Annotated in this window: 12 protein-coding genes and 2 pseudogenes; 7 read left to right on the forward strand and 7 right to left on the reverse strand. The window is 38.4% G+C overall.

Annotated elements, in window-relative coordinates; all coding sequences use genetic code 11:
* Positions 1–11 precede the first annotated feature (11 nt).
* Positions 12–1,910: a multiheme c-type cytochrome gene (locus R3F25_03220; protein MEZ5495826.1), complete on the forward strand. Its 1,899-nt coding sequence runs from the start codon at positions 12–14 to the stop codon at positions 1,908–1,910.
* A 20-nt stretch (positions 1,911–1,930) separates the two neighbouring features.
* Here R3F25_03220 and R3F25_03225 read toward each other — a convergent pair whose 3' ends face one another.
* The 5 genes and pseudogenes from R3F25_03225 to R3F25_03245 all read right to left on the reverse strand — a co-directional run bounded on the left by R3F25_03225 (position 1,931) and on the right by R3F25_03245 (position 11,216).
* A complete protein-coding gene (locus R3F25_03225; GenBank protein MEZ5495827.1) occupies positions 1,931–2,386 on the reverse strand; it encodes a chemotaxis protein CheW in 456 nt (151 codons plus the stop codon).
* A gap of 2 nt (positions 2,387–2,388) precedes the next feature.
* Positions 2,389–8,280 (reverse strand): Hpt domain-containing protein, encoded by a 5,892-nt coding sequence (locus tag R3F25_03230; protein ID MEZ5495828.1) that lies wholly within the window; start codon positions 8,278–8,280, stop codon positions 2,389–2,391.
* 147 nt (positions 8,281–8,427) lie between these two features.
* Positions 8,428–10,449, reverse strand: a complete 2,022-nt coding sequence (locus tag R3F25_03235) for a methyl-accepting chemotaxis protein (GenBank protein MEZ5495829.1) — start codon at positions 10,447–10,449, stop codon at positions 8,428–8,430.
* A 40-nt stretch (positions 10,450–10,489) separates the two neighbouring features.
* On the reverse strand, positions 10,490–11,029 hold the full coding sequence (locus R3F25_03240; GenBank protein ID MEZ5495830.1) for a chemotaxis protein CheW: 540 nt from the start codon (positions 11,027–11,029) through the stop codon (positions 10,490–10,492).
* Between the two features lies 1 nt (position 11,030).
* A pseudogene (locus R3F25_03245) lies at positions 11,031–11,216 on the reverse strand (response regulator).
* 96 nt (positions 11,217–11,312) lie between these two features.
* Here R3F25_03245 and R3F25_03250 point away from each other — a divergent pair.
* The 6 genes and pseudogenes from R3F25_03250 (at position 11,313) to R3F25_03275 (ending at position 15,922) form a co-directional block, all read left to right on the forward strand.
* Positions 11,313–12,226 (forward strand): annotated as a pseudogene (locus R3F25_03250) (IS982 family transposase).
* A gap of 17 nt (positions 12,227–12,243) precedes the next feature.
* Entirely contained in the window at positions 12,244–13,185 is a 942-nt protein-coding gene (gshB, locus tag R3F25_03255) for a glutathione synthase (protein ID MEZ5495831.1), read from the forward strand.
* 50 nt (positions 13,186–13,235) lie between these two features.
* Complete coding sequence (locus R3F25_03260) at positions 13,236–14,057, forward strand: TonB family protein (GenBank protein MEZ5495832.1); 822 nt, start codon at positions 13,236–13,238, stop codon at positions 14,055–14,057.
* On the forward strand, positions 14,057–14,602 hold the full coding sequence (locus R3F25_03265) for a YqgE/AlgH family protein (protein MEZ5495833.1): 546 nt from the start codon (positions 14,057–14,059) through the stop codon (positions 14,600–14,602). Before R3F25_03260 ends, R3F25_03265 begins: the two co-directional genes overlap by 1 nt.
* Positions 14,595–15,017, forward strand: a complete 423-nt coding sequence (ruvX, locus tag R3F25_03270; protein MEZ5495834.1) for a Holliday junction resolvase RuvX — start codon at positions 14,595–14,597, stop codon at positions 15,015–15,017. The genes R3F25_03265 and ruvX overlap by 8 nt, the downstream gene beginning before the upstream one ends.
* Positions 15,014–15,922 carry an aspartate carbamoyltransferase catalytic subunit gene (locus R3F25_03275; protein ID MEZ5495835.1) on the forward strand — a complete coding sequence of 303 codons (909 nt, stop codon included), beginning with the start codon at positions 15,014–15,016 and terminating at the stop codon, positions 15,920–15,922. The genes ruvX and R3F25_03275 overlap by 4 nt, the downstream gene beginning before the upstream one ends.
* On the opposite strand, the gene R3F25_03280 is transcribed toward R3F25_03275, so the two are convergent.
* On the reverse strand, positions 15,902–16,666 hold the full coding sequence (locus R3F25_03280; protein ID MEZ5495836.1) for a ceramidase domain-containing protein: 765 nt from the start codon (positions 16,664–16,666) through the stop codon (positions 15,902–15,904). The two genes, R3F25_03275 and R3F25_03280, sit on opposite strands and share 21 nt — an antisense overlap.
* Positions 16,663–17,772 (reverse strand): pyridoxal phosphate-dependent aminotransferase, encoded by a 1,110-nt coding sequence (locus tag R3F25_03285; protein ID MEZ5495837.1) that lies wholly within the window; start codon positions 17,770–17,772, stop codon positions 16,663–16,665. Before R3F25_03285 ends, R3F25_03280 begins: the two co-directional genes overlap by 4 nt.
* Positions 17,773–17,990: the final 218 nt, after the last annotated feature.

A 17,990-nucleotide genomic window follows, 5' to 3' on the forward strand; every position in this document is an offset into this window, starting at 1 on the left:
TAATCAGATTCATGAGTAAAAAGATTCTACCATATCTTATCCTTTTTCTAATTGTCATCGGCTTTGCTTTTTCCTATTTTTATGCAAAAAAATCAGTTGCTATTCAAGCTGACTTTCACGCGACACAATACACAGGCGCACAATCTTGCAAGGATTGCCATGAGAACAAGTTCGATTCCTGGAGAAAAACCTATCACAGCACGATGACTCAGGAAGCCAATCATGAATCTGTCGTAGGTCATTTTGATGGCAAAAAATACACTTACTGGGGAATTACGGTTCAACCTTTTAAGAAAAATGGCAAATACTACTTTTCCTATTATGACCCGCAAACCAACCAACTCTTGAACACTCTTGAAATCAAAAGAACTGTTGGCTCAAGACGCTATCAACAATATTTGGCTCAAACTGATAATACTGAAGGAAATTATTACCGTTTAGAACTTTTATGGCATATTGGCGATCAGCGTTGGGTTCATTTGAATGGAGCATTTCTTGGTAGTGACCACCAACGTTTTGATAATCATACAGCTTTATGGAATCAAAATTGTATCTTTTGCCATAACACCGGCATTCAACCTAACATGTTGAACTATGATGAAATTTTACAAAACAGTAAACAAGGGCAAGCGCTAAATCTTAAAGTCAATTCAAGATTTCAATCTCATGTCAGTGATTTAGGAATTGGTTGTGAATCCTGTCACGCAAATGGTGAAGAACACGTCAGGTTAAGCCAAAATCCAATACGAAAATATTATCTCCACTTTAGTGATGATAGTGATTTAAGCATTGTCCATCCCGACAAAGTTTCTGCTCAGAAATCCATGGATATTTGCGGACAATGTCATGGCCAAAGAACACCCAAGACTTTCGACATGGCAAAAACATGGATGGAAACCGGGCCAACTTATCGTCCGGGCGATAATTTACAAGATCATGTCAATCCTGTTTGGCAAAGTTCAAAAATTAACAATGTTCAAAGTGATATTTTCAGTTTACGCTTCTGGAAAGATGGTACTCCTCGTTTATCAGCCTATGAGTATCAAGGTTTATTGCAATCCAAATGTCACACAAAAGCCGATTTAACATGTAACGATTGTCATTCCATGCATGAGGGTAACCCTGAGGGAATGATAAAAGATGAAAACCTTACGAACAAACCATGTCTGCAATGTCATCAAAATTACGCTCAGAATATTTCTGTACATACCAAACATAAAGAAAATTCTGATGGTAGTTTATGCTACAACTGTCACATGCCGAAAATTGTTTATGGTTTAATGGACTTTCACCGGAGTCATAAAATTGAATCTCCAAATCCTTCAAACGAGTTCGCCTTAGATAAACCCAACGCTTGTGCTGCTTGTCACGTTGATAAAACGGATACTTGGATTACAGATAAACAACAAGAGTTATGGCAAAATAGTGAGGTTACAGATTTCTCACACAACAACATTATTCAGACAATTTATAAACTTCATTCCGGCGATCCGGCTGAACGAGGAATTGCAGCAAAGAACATGAGTTATCAATCTGAAATTTTACAGGTGAATAAGAAGTATTTTTTGATTCCGCATCTGTTGTTTGCAATGGAAGACAGTTATCCGGCAATCCGACGTTTTTCTCATCAAACATTGATGTCAATCGTTTCACAATTAGCTGTTGAATCGCAGGAATTTTCGGATTTTTTAAATATTATTAAAGGCTTTGATTTTATTGAAAATAGTTCTAAACGAAGCGAATGGTCTGTTGACTATTGGAGTTATTACAACTCAATTGATAAAAGCCAGTGGCAATCTCCTCCTGAGGGAGCTTTGCTTGATAATGAGTATCAACTTAAAATTGACGAAATCATTAAGTTGAGAGAACTGGCACTTGCACAAAACAAGCAGATTGATATTGGTGAATAATTCTCTAACCGGTTTTTATTTTAGATTGACTCAGCCAAAACATATTCGATGAATTTAATGTTCGGGATTTCTGACATTTCATCCTGAACAGTTACCATTGAAGCGATGGCATTGCTAATGTCCGAATCGACTTCATGAACCTGTAAGTCACCTTGAGTAATCAGTTGCAGTCTTGGAACACCTTCCACAAGCAAAGCAAAATATGGAATTTTTTCATTGTCTCCAAGAGCTTTAACAACGACAACCCGTCCTGTTTTACTACGTTTTGCAGTACTACCACCAGTTGACAATGAGTTGTAACACAGAACCGGAACATCATACCCACGCCAGTCAATTTTTCCTGACAACCAATCCGGAGCATTATCAATTGATTGCAAATCCGTATAAGTTACTACCTCTGCAATAATCGCATTCGGCAGTAAAACTCTTTTTTCTGTAGTTACAGGAATCATAATTCCGCGGATTTCATTAGACATGATTATTCTCTACCTTTAATAAGTTCTTTGATGTTTTCCAACAACTCTGCTTCTTGATACGGCTTACCTAAATAACGATCCACACCCAAGTCCATTGCTCTCTGTCTATGCTTCTCACCCGTTCTGGAAGTAATCATAATAATCGGAACATTGGCATATTTTTGCTCTTTTTTCATCTCAATTGCCAACTCGTAACCGTCCATTCTTGGCATCTCGATATCTAGTAACATCACATCAGGAACGGCTTCTTTCAGTTTATCCAAAGCATCCAAACCATCTTTAGCGGTTACAACATCGTACTCATTTCTTCGAAGTATCCTTTCTCCAACTTTTCTCATGGTAATCGAGTCGTCCACAATCATTACTAATGGATCTTTCTCAATTTCTTCCTGAATCGCAACTTGAACCGTATCATCAAGAGATTCCAGTTTTCTCATGTAGGCTCTTGCCAGAGGGATAATATCCAAAATCAGAACAACATTACCATCTCCAAGCACTGTGGCGCCATAAATCCCGGGAACACTGGAAATTTGCGAACCCACAGATTTCACAACGATTTCGCGAGAACCTAAAATTCTATCAACACGAAGTGCCACTCCATTTTCACCGGAACGTATCATCACCAATGGAATCTGATTGTTTTCAATCACAACCTCAGAATCAACATCCAATAACTTATTCAACTCATGAATCTGGTACTCTTCATTAGCATATTCATAAGTAAAATCCTGATTCTTCACTTTTTCTTGATAATCGGCGTACGACATCCGAATGATTCCTTCCAAACCGGAGACAGGAATTGCATAAACTGTTTCAGCAATTTCTACCAACAATGCAGCAGAAAGTGCCAGAGTGTAAGGCAATCGGATATTGAATCGGGTTCCTTTACCCGGTTCAGAGTGAATATCTAAACTTCCACCAAGCAAGTTTATCTGATTACTGACAACGTCCATACCAACTCCACGTCCTGCGAGTTTGGAAACCTCATCGACTGTTGAAAATCCACTATTCAGAATTAATCGATCAATATTTGCATCAGAAATCAGAGCATCTTTTTTCAAGATACCTCTTTCAATCGCAATTTCTTTTACTCTCTTACGATTAATTCCTGCACCATCATCCGCAACACTGATAACCACCTCGGTCGCTTCACGACGCACGTCAATATTGACAGAACCTTGTTTTGGTTTATCAACAGCTTCACGGTCTTTCTCAATGCCATGAGCTAAAGAGTTTCTCAGCATATGTTCCAAAGGTGCAATCACACCTTCCAGAACCGTTTTGTCCATTTCATCATCGGCACCGCGAACATCTAGCTTAACTTGCTTGTTCAATTCGTTTGCGGTTGTTCTTACCAAACGTCTCAAGCGTGGAACAATGGAGTTAAAGGAAACCAATCGAGTTTCCATCAAACCTTCTTGCAGCTCCGTATTTACCCGAGATTGTTGTGTTAATAAAGAGTCAGAAGTTCTGGCAACATCATCAAGATAACTGTGAATACTTGATAAATCCGATACCGACTCCACTAGCGATCTTGACAATTGTTGTAATTGTGAGAATCTGTCCATTTCCAATGGATCGAAATCTTCTTCATCCGATTCCGAATGGAAGGTCGAAATAATTTGCGCTTCGGTCTCAGCATCCAGTTTTCTTAATTGCTCACGAATCCTGGCAACTGTGTTACCCAACTCTGATAAGTTGACACGGAAAGAACCAATCTCTTGCTCAAGACGAGAACGATAGATACTCACCTCACCGGCATAATTCACCAAGTTATCAAGGAGCTCAGAATTTACTTTAATTTGGTTACCCGACAGTACATTGGATTTTTTCTTAGTTGATGTTTCTTCTCTGTCTGTATCGCCTTCTGAATCAACAGATTTTGAGATTGTCGGATCAATATCCAAATCTGCAAAGTGAGACTGGTCGAATTTCGACTCCTCAGGAATTGCAGCTTCTTTACCACCAATCAGTGATTTAACTTTTTCAACGATATGAGAAATATCAGAACTTTGTCCATAATCTTTCTCACCTTTCATTTTATTTAGCAGGTCGAAAGACTCTTGAACGGTCGTTAATGCTCTGCTATCAATACTCCGTCCTTCTTCACTGACTTTCTCCAGCAAGGATTCAAGAACATGGCTCAACTCACCAATATTTTCCAATCCCGCCATTCTTGCACCACCTTTTAGCGTGTGCAAATCACGTTGCAAGGCTAAAATCGAGGTTATATCATCCGGATTTTCTTCGAGTTCAGTAAGTACATGCTCAGTCCTATCTAATATGTCGTCAGCTTCTTCCTTGAAGATTTCAAGTAACTCTTCATCGAACTCATCCACATCATCAGATGACTCTTCTTTACTTTCGTAGCTGGATGAAATGACTTCTCTGTATTTTGGCTCTTCAACAGTCTTAATTTCATCATCAAAATCGACTGAGCTTAAATCAATTTCCTCATCGACTTCTGCGGTGTCCTCAAACTCTAAAACTTCTACTTCATCTTCCTCGTTTTCAAGTTCGTCCTGCTCCATCAAGTCTTCCTGAACCCTGATGTCTTTTAATGTAAACTCTCTTAACTCAGGCACTTCTTCTGAATCTTCTTCTGAATCTTCTTCTGAATCTTCTTCTGAATCTTCTTCTGAGTCTTCTTCTGAGTCTTCTTCTGAGTCTTCTTCTGAGTCTTCTTCTGAGTCTTCTTCTGAGTCTTCTTCAAAACTTTCCATAAAGTCTAGTTCTTCAGAATCCTCATCTATCTCATCTTCATCATCCTCAATATCAAATTCGAATTCATCATCTGAATCGAAATCAATTTCACTATCACTTCCATCGATATATTGCCCCAAATCAAAATCATCTGACTGAGTTTCTTTGTCATCCTGGTTCGCATCATCAATAAACTGTCCTAAATCGAAGTCTTCACTTTCAATATCCGACTCTTCTTTTGATTCTTCAAGATTTTCAATGAGATGCTTGAAGTATGAATTAATCTCCTGAGAGATTCCTGTTGACGCAGATTCAGTTCCCAGATTTTCCATAATCCTTGCGGCTTCACCACTGAATGCTTCAATTTTCTCCAATGTCTTTTCATCGAAAACTTGTCCCATTTCCGATGACATTTTAGATGCAATTTCCAAAGGTGATGTCATGGCAACAATACTCTTAACAGATGCCATATTAGCGGCTCCATTTAAAGTATGAATCACTCTTATAAAACTCTCAGTTGCGTGAGCGTCTCCACTTTCATGAGCATTTGCTATGAAATTGTTGACTTCTTCCAAGTGACCTTTGACTTCTTGCTGAAGAATTTCTAAAAAGACCGGATCGATTGACAAATCATCTTCGGTTTCCTCAGATTCGTTATCAGATGACTGGTCTGATTCACTGACTTCTGTTGTTTCTTCTACTTCATCAACATCTGATTCATCAACTTTATCCAAATAAACATCATCTATCTCAACGCTATCAGTTACAGCCTGTGACATAGATTCATCAAGTACGATTTCAGTAGCTTTTTCAAAATCTGCATCTGTAACACTCTCGCCTCTTTGAACTTTCTCAGCTGCAGCAATGATTTCATGATATCCTTCAGGAACCTGTCCGCCTACTTTCAATGCTTCATAAAGTTGCGGTAGCAATTCATTAGATTTTCTCATGACCATGATGTAGGAATCACTAAGATCTTTAGAGCCATTCAATACTGAATTGGTCATATCTTCAATTTTCCAACTATAATCGCCAAGAGCTAACGCACCCACCAAGCGTCCACTACCTTTCAAAGTGTGGTATATTCTTCTGATTTCAGCCAGTAGTGAGCTATTGTCCTCAGGTGCTACAACCCATTTAGGGAAGAGAGACTTCATATTTTGAAGCTCTTCTTCAAATTCCTCGAGGAAGACCTCTTTAATATCCTCATCAGTGTCTTCACTAAACTGAACCAATAACTCTTGTGGAGTTTCGCCCAACAGTTCATCCATGTCGTATTGTGTTTTGGAAGACTCTGCTTCTTTCTCCTCTATCGTCAGGATTCCTTCGTCTTCTTCATCACCTGAATCTTCCAGAAGTTCATCATAATCTATATCTGCATCATCAGATGCATCGGATTCATCAGTTTCTTCCTCAATATCTATATCAAATTCATCATCTGACATATTATCCAATTCGTCATCTAGGTTTTCTGAAACCTCTATAGGAGCTTTATCTTTGATACTTGCAAACAAGGTATCAATATTTGATTTAGCCAAATCTAAAACTCTTTGCTCGCCTTTGACACCTTCACTCATGTACTCAAGGTAATACTCAAGACTGGCAATAGATTCAGCTAAAAGATTCAATTGATCAACAGATGGTTTATACTCTGACTCGAGCATTTGCTCGTTAGTATATTTCTCGATTTTATCGACTTCAACAGCCACATCATCGAAACCGGACATTTTCAATGCACCACTGATTTCTTTCAGAAGTTTTGGAATCGGCTGAATCGGATCTTTGTTCCAAGGTTCTTCTATAAACTGAACAAAGTTATGTTTCACTTTTTGTAAGTTATTAATGGATTCTTTAGCCAGAGTATCCAATACTTTTTTCATTTCCGCTGATAATACGGCTTTGCCTTGACTCGCCTCATCCGAGGAATCCATATCGCCCAGAAGCATGATATTTTCATCCAGAGATGATTCGACAAATAACAAAGTTTCAGCAACATGCATGATTAAATCTTCGTCAGCCCTGGAGTCATTCATAATGCTTTCTTCAAGCAACTTAACATCTTCTTTAACTTTAGAACGAGCTATTCCAACTCCAATCAATCCCAAAGTATCAGAAACTTTATTTAAAGACTCTACCAATGCTTTTAGGTCACTAGTACTGGCACCTTCATTCCTGTTATATAAATCAAGGCTTTCCTGAATTGCCAAGAGATCTTCCTTAATAATTCCCGAAACTGATTCAAGCAAATCTCTGTTTTTACCGGATAAGCTACTTTGCGCTTTTTCTATTTCCTTATCATCAGAGATAAAATCTGACAAACTGAAAAACTCTTTTATTTCTTCAACGCGTCTGTCTTTACCTTCCGCCAAGGCAACATAATAAAGTAAGTTTCTGGTAAGTTCGTTGAAAGAAATATTGTTATCAAACGATGGATTAATAATTCGACGTATGGCCTGATCAATTCGGGCAGAAAGTTGCTTGACTGTGACTGAAGACTCTAATGAACCATTGATTAATGCTTGGAACAAACCACCGGCGACCCAGAATAATTGCTTTTCCTCAACATTTGAAATAACTGTTTTCAGTTTATCAAAGATAACTTGTATTTTTTTCAAGTTATCAATTTCATCGTTTCCTTTAAGCCAGTTTAACAGGCAAATCTGATAAGCTGACCTGATTTTTCCAACAACCTGAGCTAGTTGATTTTCACTGAGTGAAAAGCTGGTGTTTTGTTTGGACTCAGGCACACCAAGACTTAAATCGGGTGTAAACAAAGCACTTTCTGAGAGTAGTGAGTCTCCTTTTACTGTTCTTAAGTCATTAACCAAAGGCAAAAGAACCATCGGAATATCTTTATATCCCAACTGAACCCGTTCAAGATAATCCGGCAACAATAATATTGCGCGTATTAATACGTCAAAAGCATCTTTCTCGGAGTCAACCTCTTTAGCAATCAATTTGTTGACCACTTGCTCCATTTCTTCGGCAACCATGGCAGCACCATAAAGCTCTACCATTTTTAAAGTTCCCTGCACTTGATGCAAATAAGTCGCACAAAGCTGTAATTGGTTCTCGTCTTCCGGATTTTCAACATACTCTTCTAAAGCTGACTGGGCTTTCTTCAGAGTTTCGTCAAGCTCTTTTTTGACCCATATCAGCGTTGAAAAGTCTATTTGTTCGATATTGCTCATACTATATTAACTTTCTCGTTTATATGCTATAGTCCATTTGTATTTGTAATTCTTTCCAGCAAACTGACAATCTCCAAAACAGTCTATTAAAGCCAGATTAAATCATTTCCTAAGATTAATTTTTGAAGTCCTTCACAACATTAACAATTAAAATTCTTCAGTCGGTAACTTAAAGTCTTGTACCGACAATCTCAATTCATTCGCCAACTCCACCAGGTTCCCAATCGACTCCGCTGTTTGTTGCGTACCAACAGAGGTTTGGGTGGTAATTTCCTGAATCACGTTCATCGTTCCTGATATGTTTGTTGCAGCGACCGATTGTTGCTTAGCAGATTCGGAAATATTCTGAATCAATTCCGCCAAGTCATTCGATACCGCTTCAATCTCGGTCAAGGCATCACCGGCGTTCTCCGCACGTTTCGCACCATCAACCACCTCAGCAGTTGTTTGTTCCATTGAAGCCACCGCTTCGTTGGTATCTGACTGAATTGTTTGTACTAATGTCTCAATCTGTTTGGTTGCATTCGATGCACGTTCCGCCAATGATTGTACCTCGTCGGCAACAACCGCAAAACCACGACCCGCTTCACCGGCAGAAGCCGCCTGAATCGCTGCGTTCAATGCCAGAATATTTGTTTGTTCGGAAATGTCATTAATCAATTCAACGATGTTACCAATTTCCTGCGAGCTCTCACCCAATCGTTTAATTCTTTTCGATGTTTCTTGAATCTGATTACGAATATTATCCATCCCTTCAATGGTTTGGCGCACGATTTCAGCACCATTATGTGCAATCAATACCGATCTTTGCGCAACGTCTGCTGATTCAAGAGAGTTAATAGATACTTCGTCAATCGAAACTGCAATTTCGTTAATCGCTGTCGATGCATTGGTAATTTGTTGAGCTTGGTGTTCACTCGCTTCGGCAAGGTGTAATGCTGTTGCCTGTGCTTCCTGAGCCGCTGATGCCACACCAACCGATGCGTCGTTAATTGTTTTTACCAACGATCTCAACGCTTCTACCGCGAAGTTTACAGAATCAGCGATTGCCCCGGTGATGTCCTCACTCACCGTTGCGTTTACGGTTAAATCACCATCCGCCAACGAGCCCATTTCATCAAGAAGTCGCAAAATCGCTAATTGGTTTCTCTCATTCAGTTCCTGAGCCACTTTTGCTCGTTTTCTATCATTTTTGGTCATAGAGAATAAAATGACTATCAACCACAACAGAGATAAACCACCTAACGCATACTGCACTTCAACAGAAGGAAACTTAGGAATTATCCCTTTCAACACTTCTGACAAATCATTCGCTTTATTAATGAAAGTCGGAATATCATTTCCGATATCTTCCGTCGCAACTTGTGCTTCATAAAGCTCCTGAGCGTTCATCACCTCTTCAATATCGCCTTGAAGACTGGAGAAAATATTATAAACCTGACCGAGAGACTCCAATACAGTATCGTCTGTTACTGCTTTAATAGTATCATCGCCATTAAACATTCCGTTCAAGACTCGAGAGAACCTTCTGGTATCCGATGCCAAATCTTCAGATGCTTGAACTGCGGCCATACCACCTTTTAGAACCTCACCCATACGTCTTAACATTCTGTCTGCAAGCACTTGTTGCTCTCCGGCGAGTTTAATAAGTTCACGATCCCCTTTGATGACCACTAGTTGGTTTACAACCTCATTGTTTTTTGATTGCAAGAGAGGAATTTCAGATGCGAATTTATTATAAATCGCATTCATATCCTGAATAAGAACCTGCTTATCAAGAATCTTATCAACATTGCTCTGTATTGTGAACCAGGAAGTATTAAGAGTATTTATACTATCATTCGCTGCAACCGGAACTCGAGGGTATCTTTTATCTTTATCACCATCATTTAGTGAATTAATTTTTGTTGCAATCGAATCTCGTTTAATTTTCAAATCATCAAATGAAGCCTGATCGCCGGCAGCTGCTAGTATCGCATGCTGAGCCAACTGTTGAGCCTTGATTTGGATATCATCGGTCGCCCTGATGTGTTCAACTCGGTTTGAGTTTATATTGTCTAACATTATCGAATTGACAATAAACCCAACAATTAATAACAGTAAGATTACAACTTGCCAAGCCGGCAGGGTTCGGGTATGTCTGCCTAAATCATTAGAGGTTACACTCATAATTTTACTCTCTTTACTTTCTTTTAACTCTCTCTATTATTTATATCGCCGAAGCATTCTGAAACGATGGGTCATTGATTAGCTTCTCAACATCTAATATATTCCAAACTTCCTCTTCTTCCATAAATGCATTCTCAACATAATTATATGCGGAATCATTATCATTCGGCACTTCGCACTTTTGCTCAGTGGAAAAGTGTTTTTGACCAAAAACCTCATCCACCACCAAACCAACTTGACCACCAATCTGATTAATAACAACCATTCTCGTGTGAGCTGTGGTCTTGGTAGGTTTATTGAGAAGATAAGATTTCATGTCTATAACTGGAATCAAATTCCCCCTGATGTTTCCTAATCCTAGCACCCAAGATGAAATTCCCGGGATTTTGGTCGTTTCCGTCAGAATAATAACCTCGACAATTTGATCAATCGCCAATGCATAATTGAATTCATCAATTTTAAATCCTACACCTGACCAGGCGCTTTTGTCCTGAGTCTGTTCAGATCTCACTTTATGCTTCAAACTCAGTTGTTCGTACTGGACTAACAATTCAAATGGTTTAATACTGCTTTTTGCCATTTTACCTTACCGTCACGTGTTGTTGTATTGCTCCCAGCAACTCCTCTTTGGTAAATGGTTTGGTTAAATAAAGTTCTGCACCTACCACTTTACCTTTTGCTTTATCAAACAATCCATCTTTAGATGAAAGCATTATTATTGGAGTTGACTTGAATTGCTGATTCATTTTGATGAGTGCACATGTCTTGTCGTGGTGCATTTAGCAAAAAGCTAAAAAAGTAAGTTACTCATTAGCAAAAGCCGTGTATATTTAGGATTCTCAACATCCAAAATACACTACAAAATGAGTAACTTAGAATCTAGTTATACCAAAATATTAAATACATTGCACCAAGTAGAACCCCAAAAGAACTTTTTAAATCAAATTAGAACTCCAAAACTAAGCGATATTGAGTTAATTGCAATCAATATTACATCAGAATACCTGGGAATTGACTCCGAAAGAGACTTGTTTAACAAACTGCCTCAGTACCTTCTGGATAAAATTGAAAGAACCGTATATAACAGAAGAAAGCGTGGATTATTCCTTTATATTGAACAAGTTAGGAAGAAAATGGCAGAGGCAATGATTGGCGATGACAAGCACTTTGTCATCGACAGTATGCCCTTGGAGGTCTGCAAAATGAGCCGTGCCGCTAGGTCAACAATCTGCAAAGAGGATATGAACTCATCACCCAATCATGGGTATTGTGCATCTCAAAAAATGAGCTTCTATGGATACAAACTTCATTCAGTATGCTCTCTGCCGGTGTTTTCAAAAGTTTTGATTTGACACCGGCTAATGTCCACGACATCCATTATCTGAATGATGTTAAAGAACAGCTTAAAAGTTGTTATTTAATTGGTGATAAAGGTTACCTGAGTCATAGCATTCAACTTGATTTATTTGAAACGAGGGAAATTAGGCTGGAGGTTCCTATGCGTAAAAATCAGTTTAACTTCAGAAAGATGCATTGGATACTTTCAAGAACCAGGAAACGAATTGAGACTTTGTTTTCTCAGCTTTGCGACCAATTTATGATTCGCAGAAATTATGCAAAAACATTTGATGGGTTCAAATCCAGAATACTTTCAAAGTTAACGGCTTTAACTGTAATTCAATTTATGCACCACGGGTTGTATTTTTTGATTTCACAAAAAAATCTACATTTATGTGCGATAAAATTAGGACTCGAGTATAATTCCAAGCGGGCATAATTATTATCTGAGAAGCTATGAAAATCAGTATTTTGATGGATGACATCAATGGCATCAACACAAAGAAAGACTCCACATTTGCAATGATGCTGGAAGCACAACGCCGAGATTATGAAATCTACTATTTCACACAGAATGATACTTATATCAGCAAGAATACCCCTTTTGCCCAATCTAAAATAATAAAACTAACAGACAGTAAAACCAATTACTACGAAGTATTGGAAGAAAAAACTGTCGATTTAACGACAATGAATGTCATCTTGATGAGAAAAGATCCTCCGTTTAATATGGAATACATCATGGACACTTATTTCATAGAACTGGCTCAGCGAAAAGGGGTTTTGATTGTCAACAATCCTCAGGCTTTGCGAGATGCCAATGAAAAATTCTTCGTCGAAGCCTTTCCGCAACTCAGTCCCGAATGCACCATTTCACGCAATTCGAAACATATTGTTGAGTTTACCAAGAAACATGAAAAAGTGATTATCAAACCGATGGATGGCATGGGTGGAGCATCAATCTTTCAGACAGGGAAAAACGATAAAAACCTCAACGTCATTGCTGAAACAGTCACAGATAACGGCAAAAGAACCACAATGGCTCAGGTTTTTATTCCTGAAATCAGCGAAGGTGACAAACGGATTCTTTTAATTGACGGAGAGCCTGTTCCCTATGCATTGGCTCGAATTCCTTCAGAAAATGATTTTCGCGGCAATCTGGCAAAAGGTGGAACCGGTGCGGGTAGAAAGCTGACTGAAAGCGATTATAGAATTTGCTCCGTTGTTGGTCCCAAACTCAAAGAAATGGGCATAATTTTTGCCGGTATTGATGTGATTGGCGAATATTTAACCGAAGTGAACGTCACCAGTCCGACTTGCATCAGAGAATTGGATTCATTATTTGATTTGAATATTGCCGGCACACTTTTTGATAAGATAGAAGCTATCATCAACTAATACTCACCAGTCTTGTGAATAAAACCATTTCCACCACCGACAGAAACATATTGACATTCACATTAAGTGCTTTGTTAATCAGTTCTTTGGTTCTGGGAATTGTATTCACAACCGAAGACCCGACTGACACCAATCAACTTCCAAGCATTGATGTCATATTATCGAAAAACAAAACCGAAGAGAGCCCTGATAAAGCTGATTTTCTGGCGATGAACAACAACCAAGGCGGTGGAGAATCTGACAAACCGGTCAGACCTCAAAACAAACAGGTTGGAATTGCAGCCGACAATCAAGGTCAACATTTGCAGGAGCAAGTCGAAAATATCCCTGATTCTCAGGAAAGCAAAACCACCGCATTATTGACAGCAAATCAATCCGATATCAAAGTAGAAACTGCACCCAAAAAACCGGAAATCGAAGATGTCAGAAAAAACAACAATCAACAACTGACCAGAGAACAAAAACTGGCAAAACTTGAAAACAATATCTCTGACAGGATTGAAGCCTATTCCAAAAGACCCAAAATAAAGTATATATCCGCAAATACAAAATCATTTGAATTTGCCGACTACATGCATCGTTGGGTGAAGAAAATAGAAAGAGTCAGCAATATGAATTATCCTGAAGAAGCCCGTCAAAGAAACTTTGTCGGTACTTTAATCATGTCTGTTGGAATCAATTCCGAAGGAACAATCAAGGAAATCAAAATCATTGAATCCTCAGGTTTTAAAGCAATTGATGATGCCGCTGAGCATTTGGTGCAGCTTGCAGGACCTTTTGAAGCCATTCCGCAAATTCAAAGTAAGGTCGATATTCTTTACATCACCCGAACCTGGCAATTCCTGCCCGGTAACAAATTAAGGCAAAATTAATGGACTTCAATCAACAAATGTTAATTGCCTTACCTGATATGCAGGATGAACGCTTTAAACAAGCCGTTATTGTCATCTGCGAAGATAATATCAATGGCACTCTCGGGCTGGTGATTAATCATCCATTGAACTTAAATACGCAACAAATATTTTCCGAACTCGGCTTGAATGAACCAAATAGCAATCATTTAACCTCCGAAGGAGGTCCTGTTAACGTCAACAACGGATTTATCTTGCATAACAGCAATGATAAATTTAAAAGTTCATTGCCAATAACCGATCAATTGACAATGACGACATCCAACGATTTACTGGAAGAGATTGCCAATAATAAATTTCATCATAAATGGCAATTCGTATTGGGTTGTTCTGCCTGGGACAAAGGACAATTGCTTTCCGAAATTCAGCAAAATGCCTGGCTAACATGCCCTGTCAATCTACCGCTGATTTTTGACACACCGCATGAACAACAATGGGAAAAAGCCTTGTCATTGATTGGAATTAAAGATTTTACACACCTGACAAGCGGGATTGGTCATGCTTAACCAAACATTTATTGGAATTGATTTCGGTCTGGCCAACACCGGAATTGCAGTCGGTCAAACCATTACAGCAACCGCATCGGCTTTAAAGACCATTCACAACCAAGGCAAGTTCAATTGGGAAGAACTGGATAAAATCATTCAACAATGGCAACCAAATGCGATTGTTATCGGTAATCCTTTAACTGAAAGTGGTGAGGAACAAGAAACTACCAGACAGGTGGCTAATTTTGCCAAAAAAGTAACCAGTCGCTATCAGTTACCGGTTCATTTAGTTGATGAAAGGTTTAGTTCAATGCTGGCTCAAAAAGAGTTTGCCGAAGCCCGAAAATCGGGCAATGCCAAAAAAAAACATGCAGAAAATCTGGATTCTCATGCTGCCAAAATCATATTACAAAGATGGTTAGATTCATTATGAAACATTTAATTGACATCAAACAACTCAATAAAAACCAAATTCTGGATATTTTTCAAACAGCTAACGATATAAGTCAAAACTCAAAGAAAAAGAATCGCCAGCTTCTGAAAGGCAAAGTTGTTGCCAATCTTTTCTTTGAAAACAGCACCCGAACTTTAATTTCATTTGAGCTGGCAGCCAAAACACTGGGAGCTCATGTCATCAATGTCAACATCGACACCAGTTCTACCAGTAAAGGTGAAACTCTCAGAGACACTATCAAAACTCTGGAAGCCATGGACATTGACGCTTTTATCGTCAGACACAGCGAAAATAAAATCTGCGAAGAAATTCAATCCTGGCTGAAACCAAAAACGGTACTTATCAATGCCGGTGATGGTAACAATCAACATCCAACACAAGCATTGCTGGATGTTTATACCATGCTGAAATACAAAAGTGATTTATCAGAACAAAAAATCACTATCATTGGCGACATTAAACATTCCAGAGTTGCTAATTCATTGATTGATTGTCTGAATATCATTGGTAATACCAACACATATATTTACGGACCGGAACAACTTCTCCCGGATCACTTGCCAAATGTAACAGTTTGTAGCTCTATCGAGCAGGCTTTGGACAATGCTGACATTATTGTTATGCTGAGAATTCAAAAAGAGCGAATGAAACTGCAAAATATTCCGAATTTAGAAGAATATCACAACAATTTCGGATTGAATCGTAAGAACTTATCACACGCCAATCAAGGATGTATTGTCATGCATCCCGGACCCATCAATCGAGATGTGGAAATCAGTTCGGAAATTGCTTATAACTCCCCCTCTGTGATTTTAGAACAGGTGAAAAATGGCGTGACCATTCGCATGGCAGTTTTAGCAAAGCTACTTTCCAAAAAGCTCTGAACGTTTTTTATAAGTCACAAGTAAAACATACATTCCTATTGCTGCGACAATGTGTTTTAAAGAATGTCCGCTGATAGTTCCGCCTGTTAATTCAAAAATCGGAACATCAAATGATTCCAGCAATTTGGCAGCGACATAAAAAAGCAGTAAAAACCAATAACCGGAAACCCTGTTAAATTTGTACTGAAAACAGATCAACATAACCGGAATTAGCAATATTGGTAAAAATTGCACCAAAGCATAGAATCTTAAATCACCCTCGCCTTGAGATTCGGTGTATTGCCAATAAAATACTGAAAGCATGCCAATAATGATGAGCGGAAATAACAAAACCGATGCTCTGCGAGCATTGACAAATTCCGCAATGATTATGGCAAAAAGCGACATAAACGCAACGGTCACCGGCAAGCGATCCCAAACCAAAGTTTCATTGCTTGGCAACCAATGATAATAACCCGATCCAAAAGCAACTAAAGCCAACCCAAAAAATAATAACCAATACGCCAAATCCATCTCGGCGATTGTTTTAAATGATTTCAATTGCATCAATCCGAGAATACCAACTATCAAAAACGGTAAATTCGACATCACATTCCAGAAGTTAGGCACAGACAGCATTGTCCTGTCATCTATAAATTTGTGATATCCCGGATCTTGCGGAATCGGTTTTACAAAAAAAAGCGCCACTACTGCACTCAAAGAAATCAAAACCATCAACCATTTTCCCACTCTTTGTTTATTCATAAAACTGCTCTCCCCTTTTTGATAAACTCACTAAACTTTTTGCTTCCAAAACCAATTCTTACGGCATTGATGTTAGTACTGAAAAGCGAGGATGGATAAATCAAATACCCATACTTTTCTGCAACCATTTTAGTAAACTCTTCAGCATCTGCATCGATTAGTTCTGCAAATAATGAACAACCCGATTCTGGAATTTTAACTTTAATCGGAAATCCAAAGAGCTTATCTTCACTCCTTATCAACTCTTTGTTTCTACGTATAATTTGCAAGTTTCGTTGCAATATTTGATTCGGCATCTTCAATATTGCTACTGCTAACTTTTCATCAATTTGTGAATTGCAAACTGATAAATAACCTTTTACATCGAGAACTTTACTTCGTAATCCCGCATCTTTACAAACCAGCCAGCCAATCCGAATTCCCGGAATCGCAAAGGCTTTAGAAATCACTCCAATACTGATGCCTTTTTCATAAACATCAGCAACAGCAGGTAGCTTTATATTTTCATCATGTTCTAAACCTCTGAAAACTTCATCCGACAGCAACCAGACATCGTATTTTCGACATAAATTGATGATCCCTTCAAACTCTTTGTCGCTCAAATAAGCTCCTGTTGGATTGTGCGGAAAATTAATGATAAAAACTTTACAACCGGACTTAAATTCTTCTTCAACTTTTTTTAAATCCAGTTTCCATTGATGTTTGCTTTGCAATTCAATTGTACGAATATTGCAACCGATATTTTGCGGAATACGAATCAATGGTTCAAACGCAGGAACGACCACCAAAACATCATCATTTTTTTCCAGCAATGCATTCAACACACAGTATAAAGCCTCCTGAGCACCGGCATGAGCAATCACATCATCCGCTTGAGTATTTGGGTATAAGTTCTCAGCAATCGTATGTCGCAATTCAATTGAACCTTCATCAGCAGCAAAACCCAAACTGACATCTTCCAAAATCTCAGCAAAACTCCGACCGAGTACTTCCTCAAGCTCCTTCTTAGAAAATGGTTCAGGATTGGTCGAATGCATGGATGTCAAATTCATCCCATGAAATTGTTCGGAGAATCGTGACATAGAAAGTTTGTTGAAGTTAGTCATTTAATATTTTTACAAGCCTTTTAGATAGCAACTAAATGCTCTGACAATATATGCACTTGCTATATTTTATCAATTGTATAAATCATTACTATAAGTTTATTCTCATACAATATCAATGTAGCTATCGATAAACTCAATGAAGTTGGAAGAATTTCATAAAAATTTAAAGAATATTTTAAGTTTTTTTCAGGTTTTTTTACCAGTTTCAAAGATATGAT

This window comes from Gammaproteobacteria bacterium, from assembly GCA_041395445.1.
GTDB lineage: Bacteria > Pseudomonadota > Gammaproteobacteria > Xanthomonadales > Marinicellaceae > NORP309.

What these genes read in the sequence shown, in the direction of transcription:
- R3F25_03220 (MEZ5495826.1), top strand. Translation starts at nt 12, where the DNA reads ATGAGTAAAAAGATTCTACCATATCTTATCCTTTTTCTAATTGTCATC.
- R3F25_03225 (MEZ5495827.1), bottom strand. Translation starts at nt 2,386, where the DNA reads ATGTCTAATGAAATCCGCGGAATTATGATTCCTGTAACTACAGAAAAA.
- R3F25_03230 (MEZ5495828.1), bottom strand. Translation starts at nt 8,280, where the DNA reads ATGAGCAATATCGAACAAATAGACTTTTCAACGCTGATATGGGTCAAA.
- R3F25_03235 (MEZ5495829.1), bottom strand. Translation starts at nt 10,449, where the DNA reads ATGAGTGTAACCTCTAATGATTTAGGCAGACATACCCGAACCCTGCCG.
- R3F25_03240 (MEZ5495830.1), bottom strand. Translation starts at nt 11,029, where the DNA reads ATGGCAAAAAGCAGTATTAAACCATTTGAATTGTTAGTCCAGTACGAA.
- gshB (MEZ5495831.1), top strand. Translation starts at nt 12,244, where the DNA reads ATGAAAATCAGTATTTTGATGGATGACATCAATGGCATCAACACAAAG.
- R3F25_03265 (MEZ5495833.1), top strand. Translation starts at nt 14,057, where the DNA reads ATGGACTTCAATCAACAAATGTTAATTGCCTTACCTGATATGCAGGAT.
- ruvX (MEZ5495834.1), top strand. Translation starts at nt 14,595, where the DNA reads ATGCTTAACCAAACATTTATTGGAATTGATTTCGGTCTGGCCAACACC.
- R3F25_03275 (MEZ5495835.1), top strand. Translation starts at nt 15,014, where the DNA reads ATGAAACATTTAATTGACATCAAACAACTCAATAAAAACCAAATTCTG.
- R3F25_03280 (MEZ5495836.1), bottom strand. Translation starts at nt 16,666, where the DNA reads ATGAATAAACAAAGAGTGGGAAAATGGTTGATGGTTTTGATTTCTTTG.
- R3F25_03285 (MEZ5495837.1), bottom strand. Translation starts at nt 17,772, where the DNA reads ATGACTAACTTCAACAAACTTTCTATGTCACGATTCTCCGAACAATTT.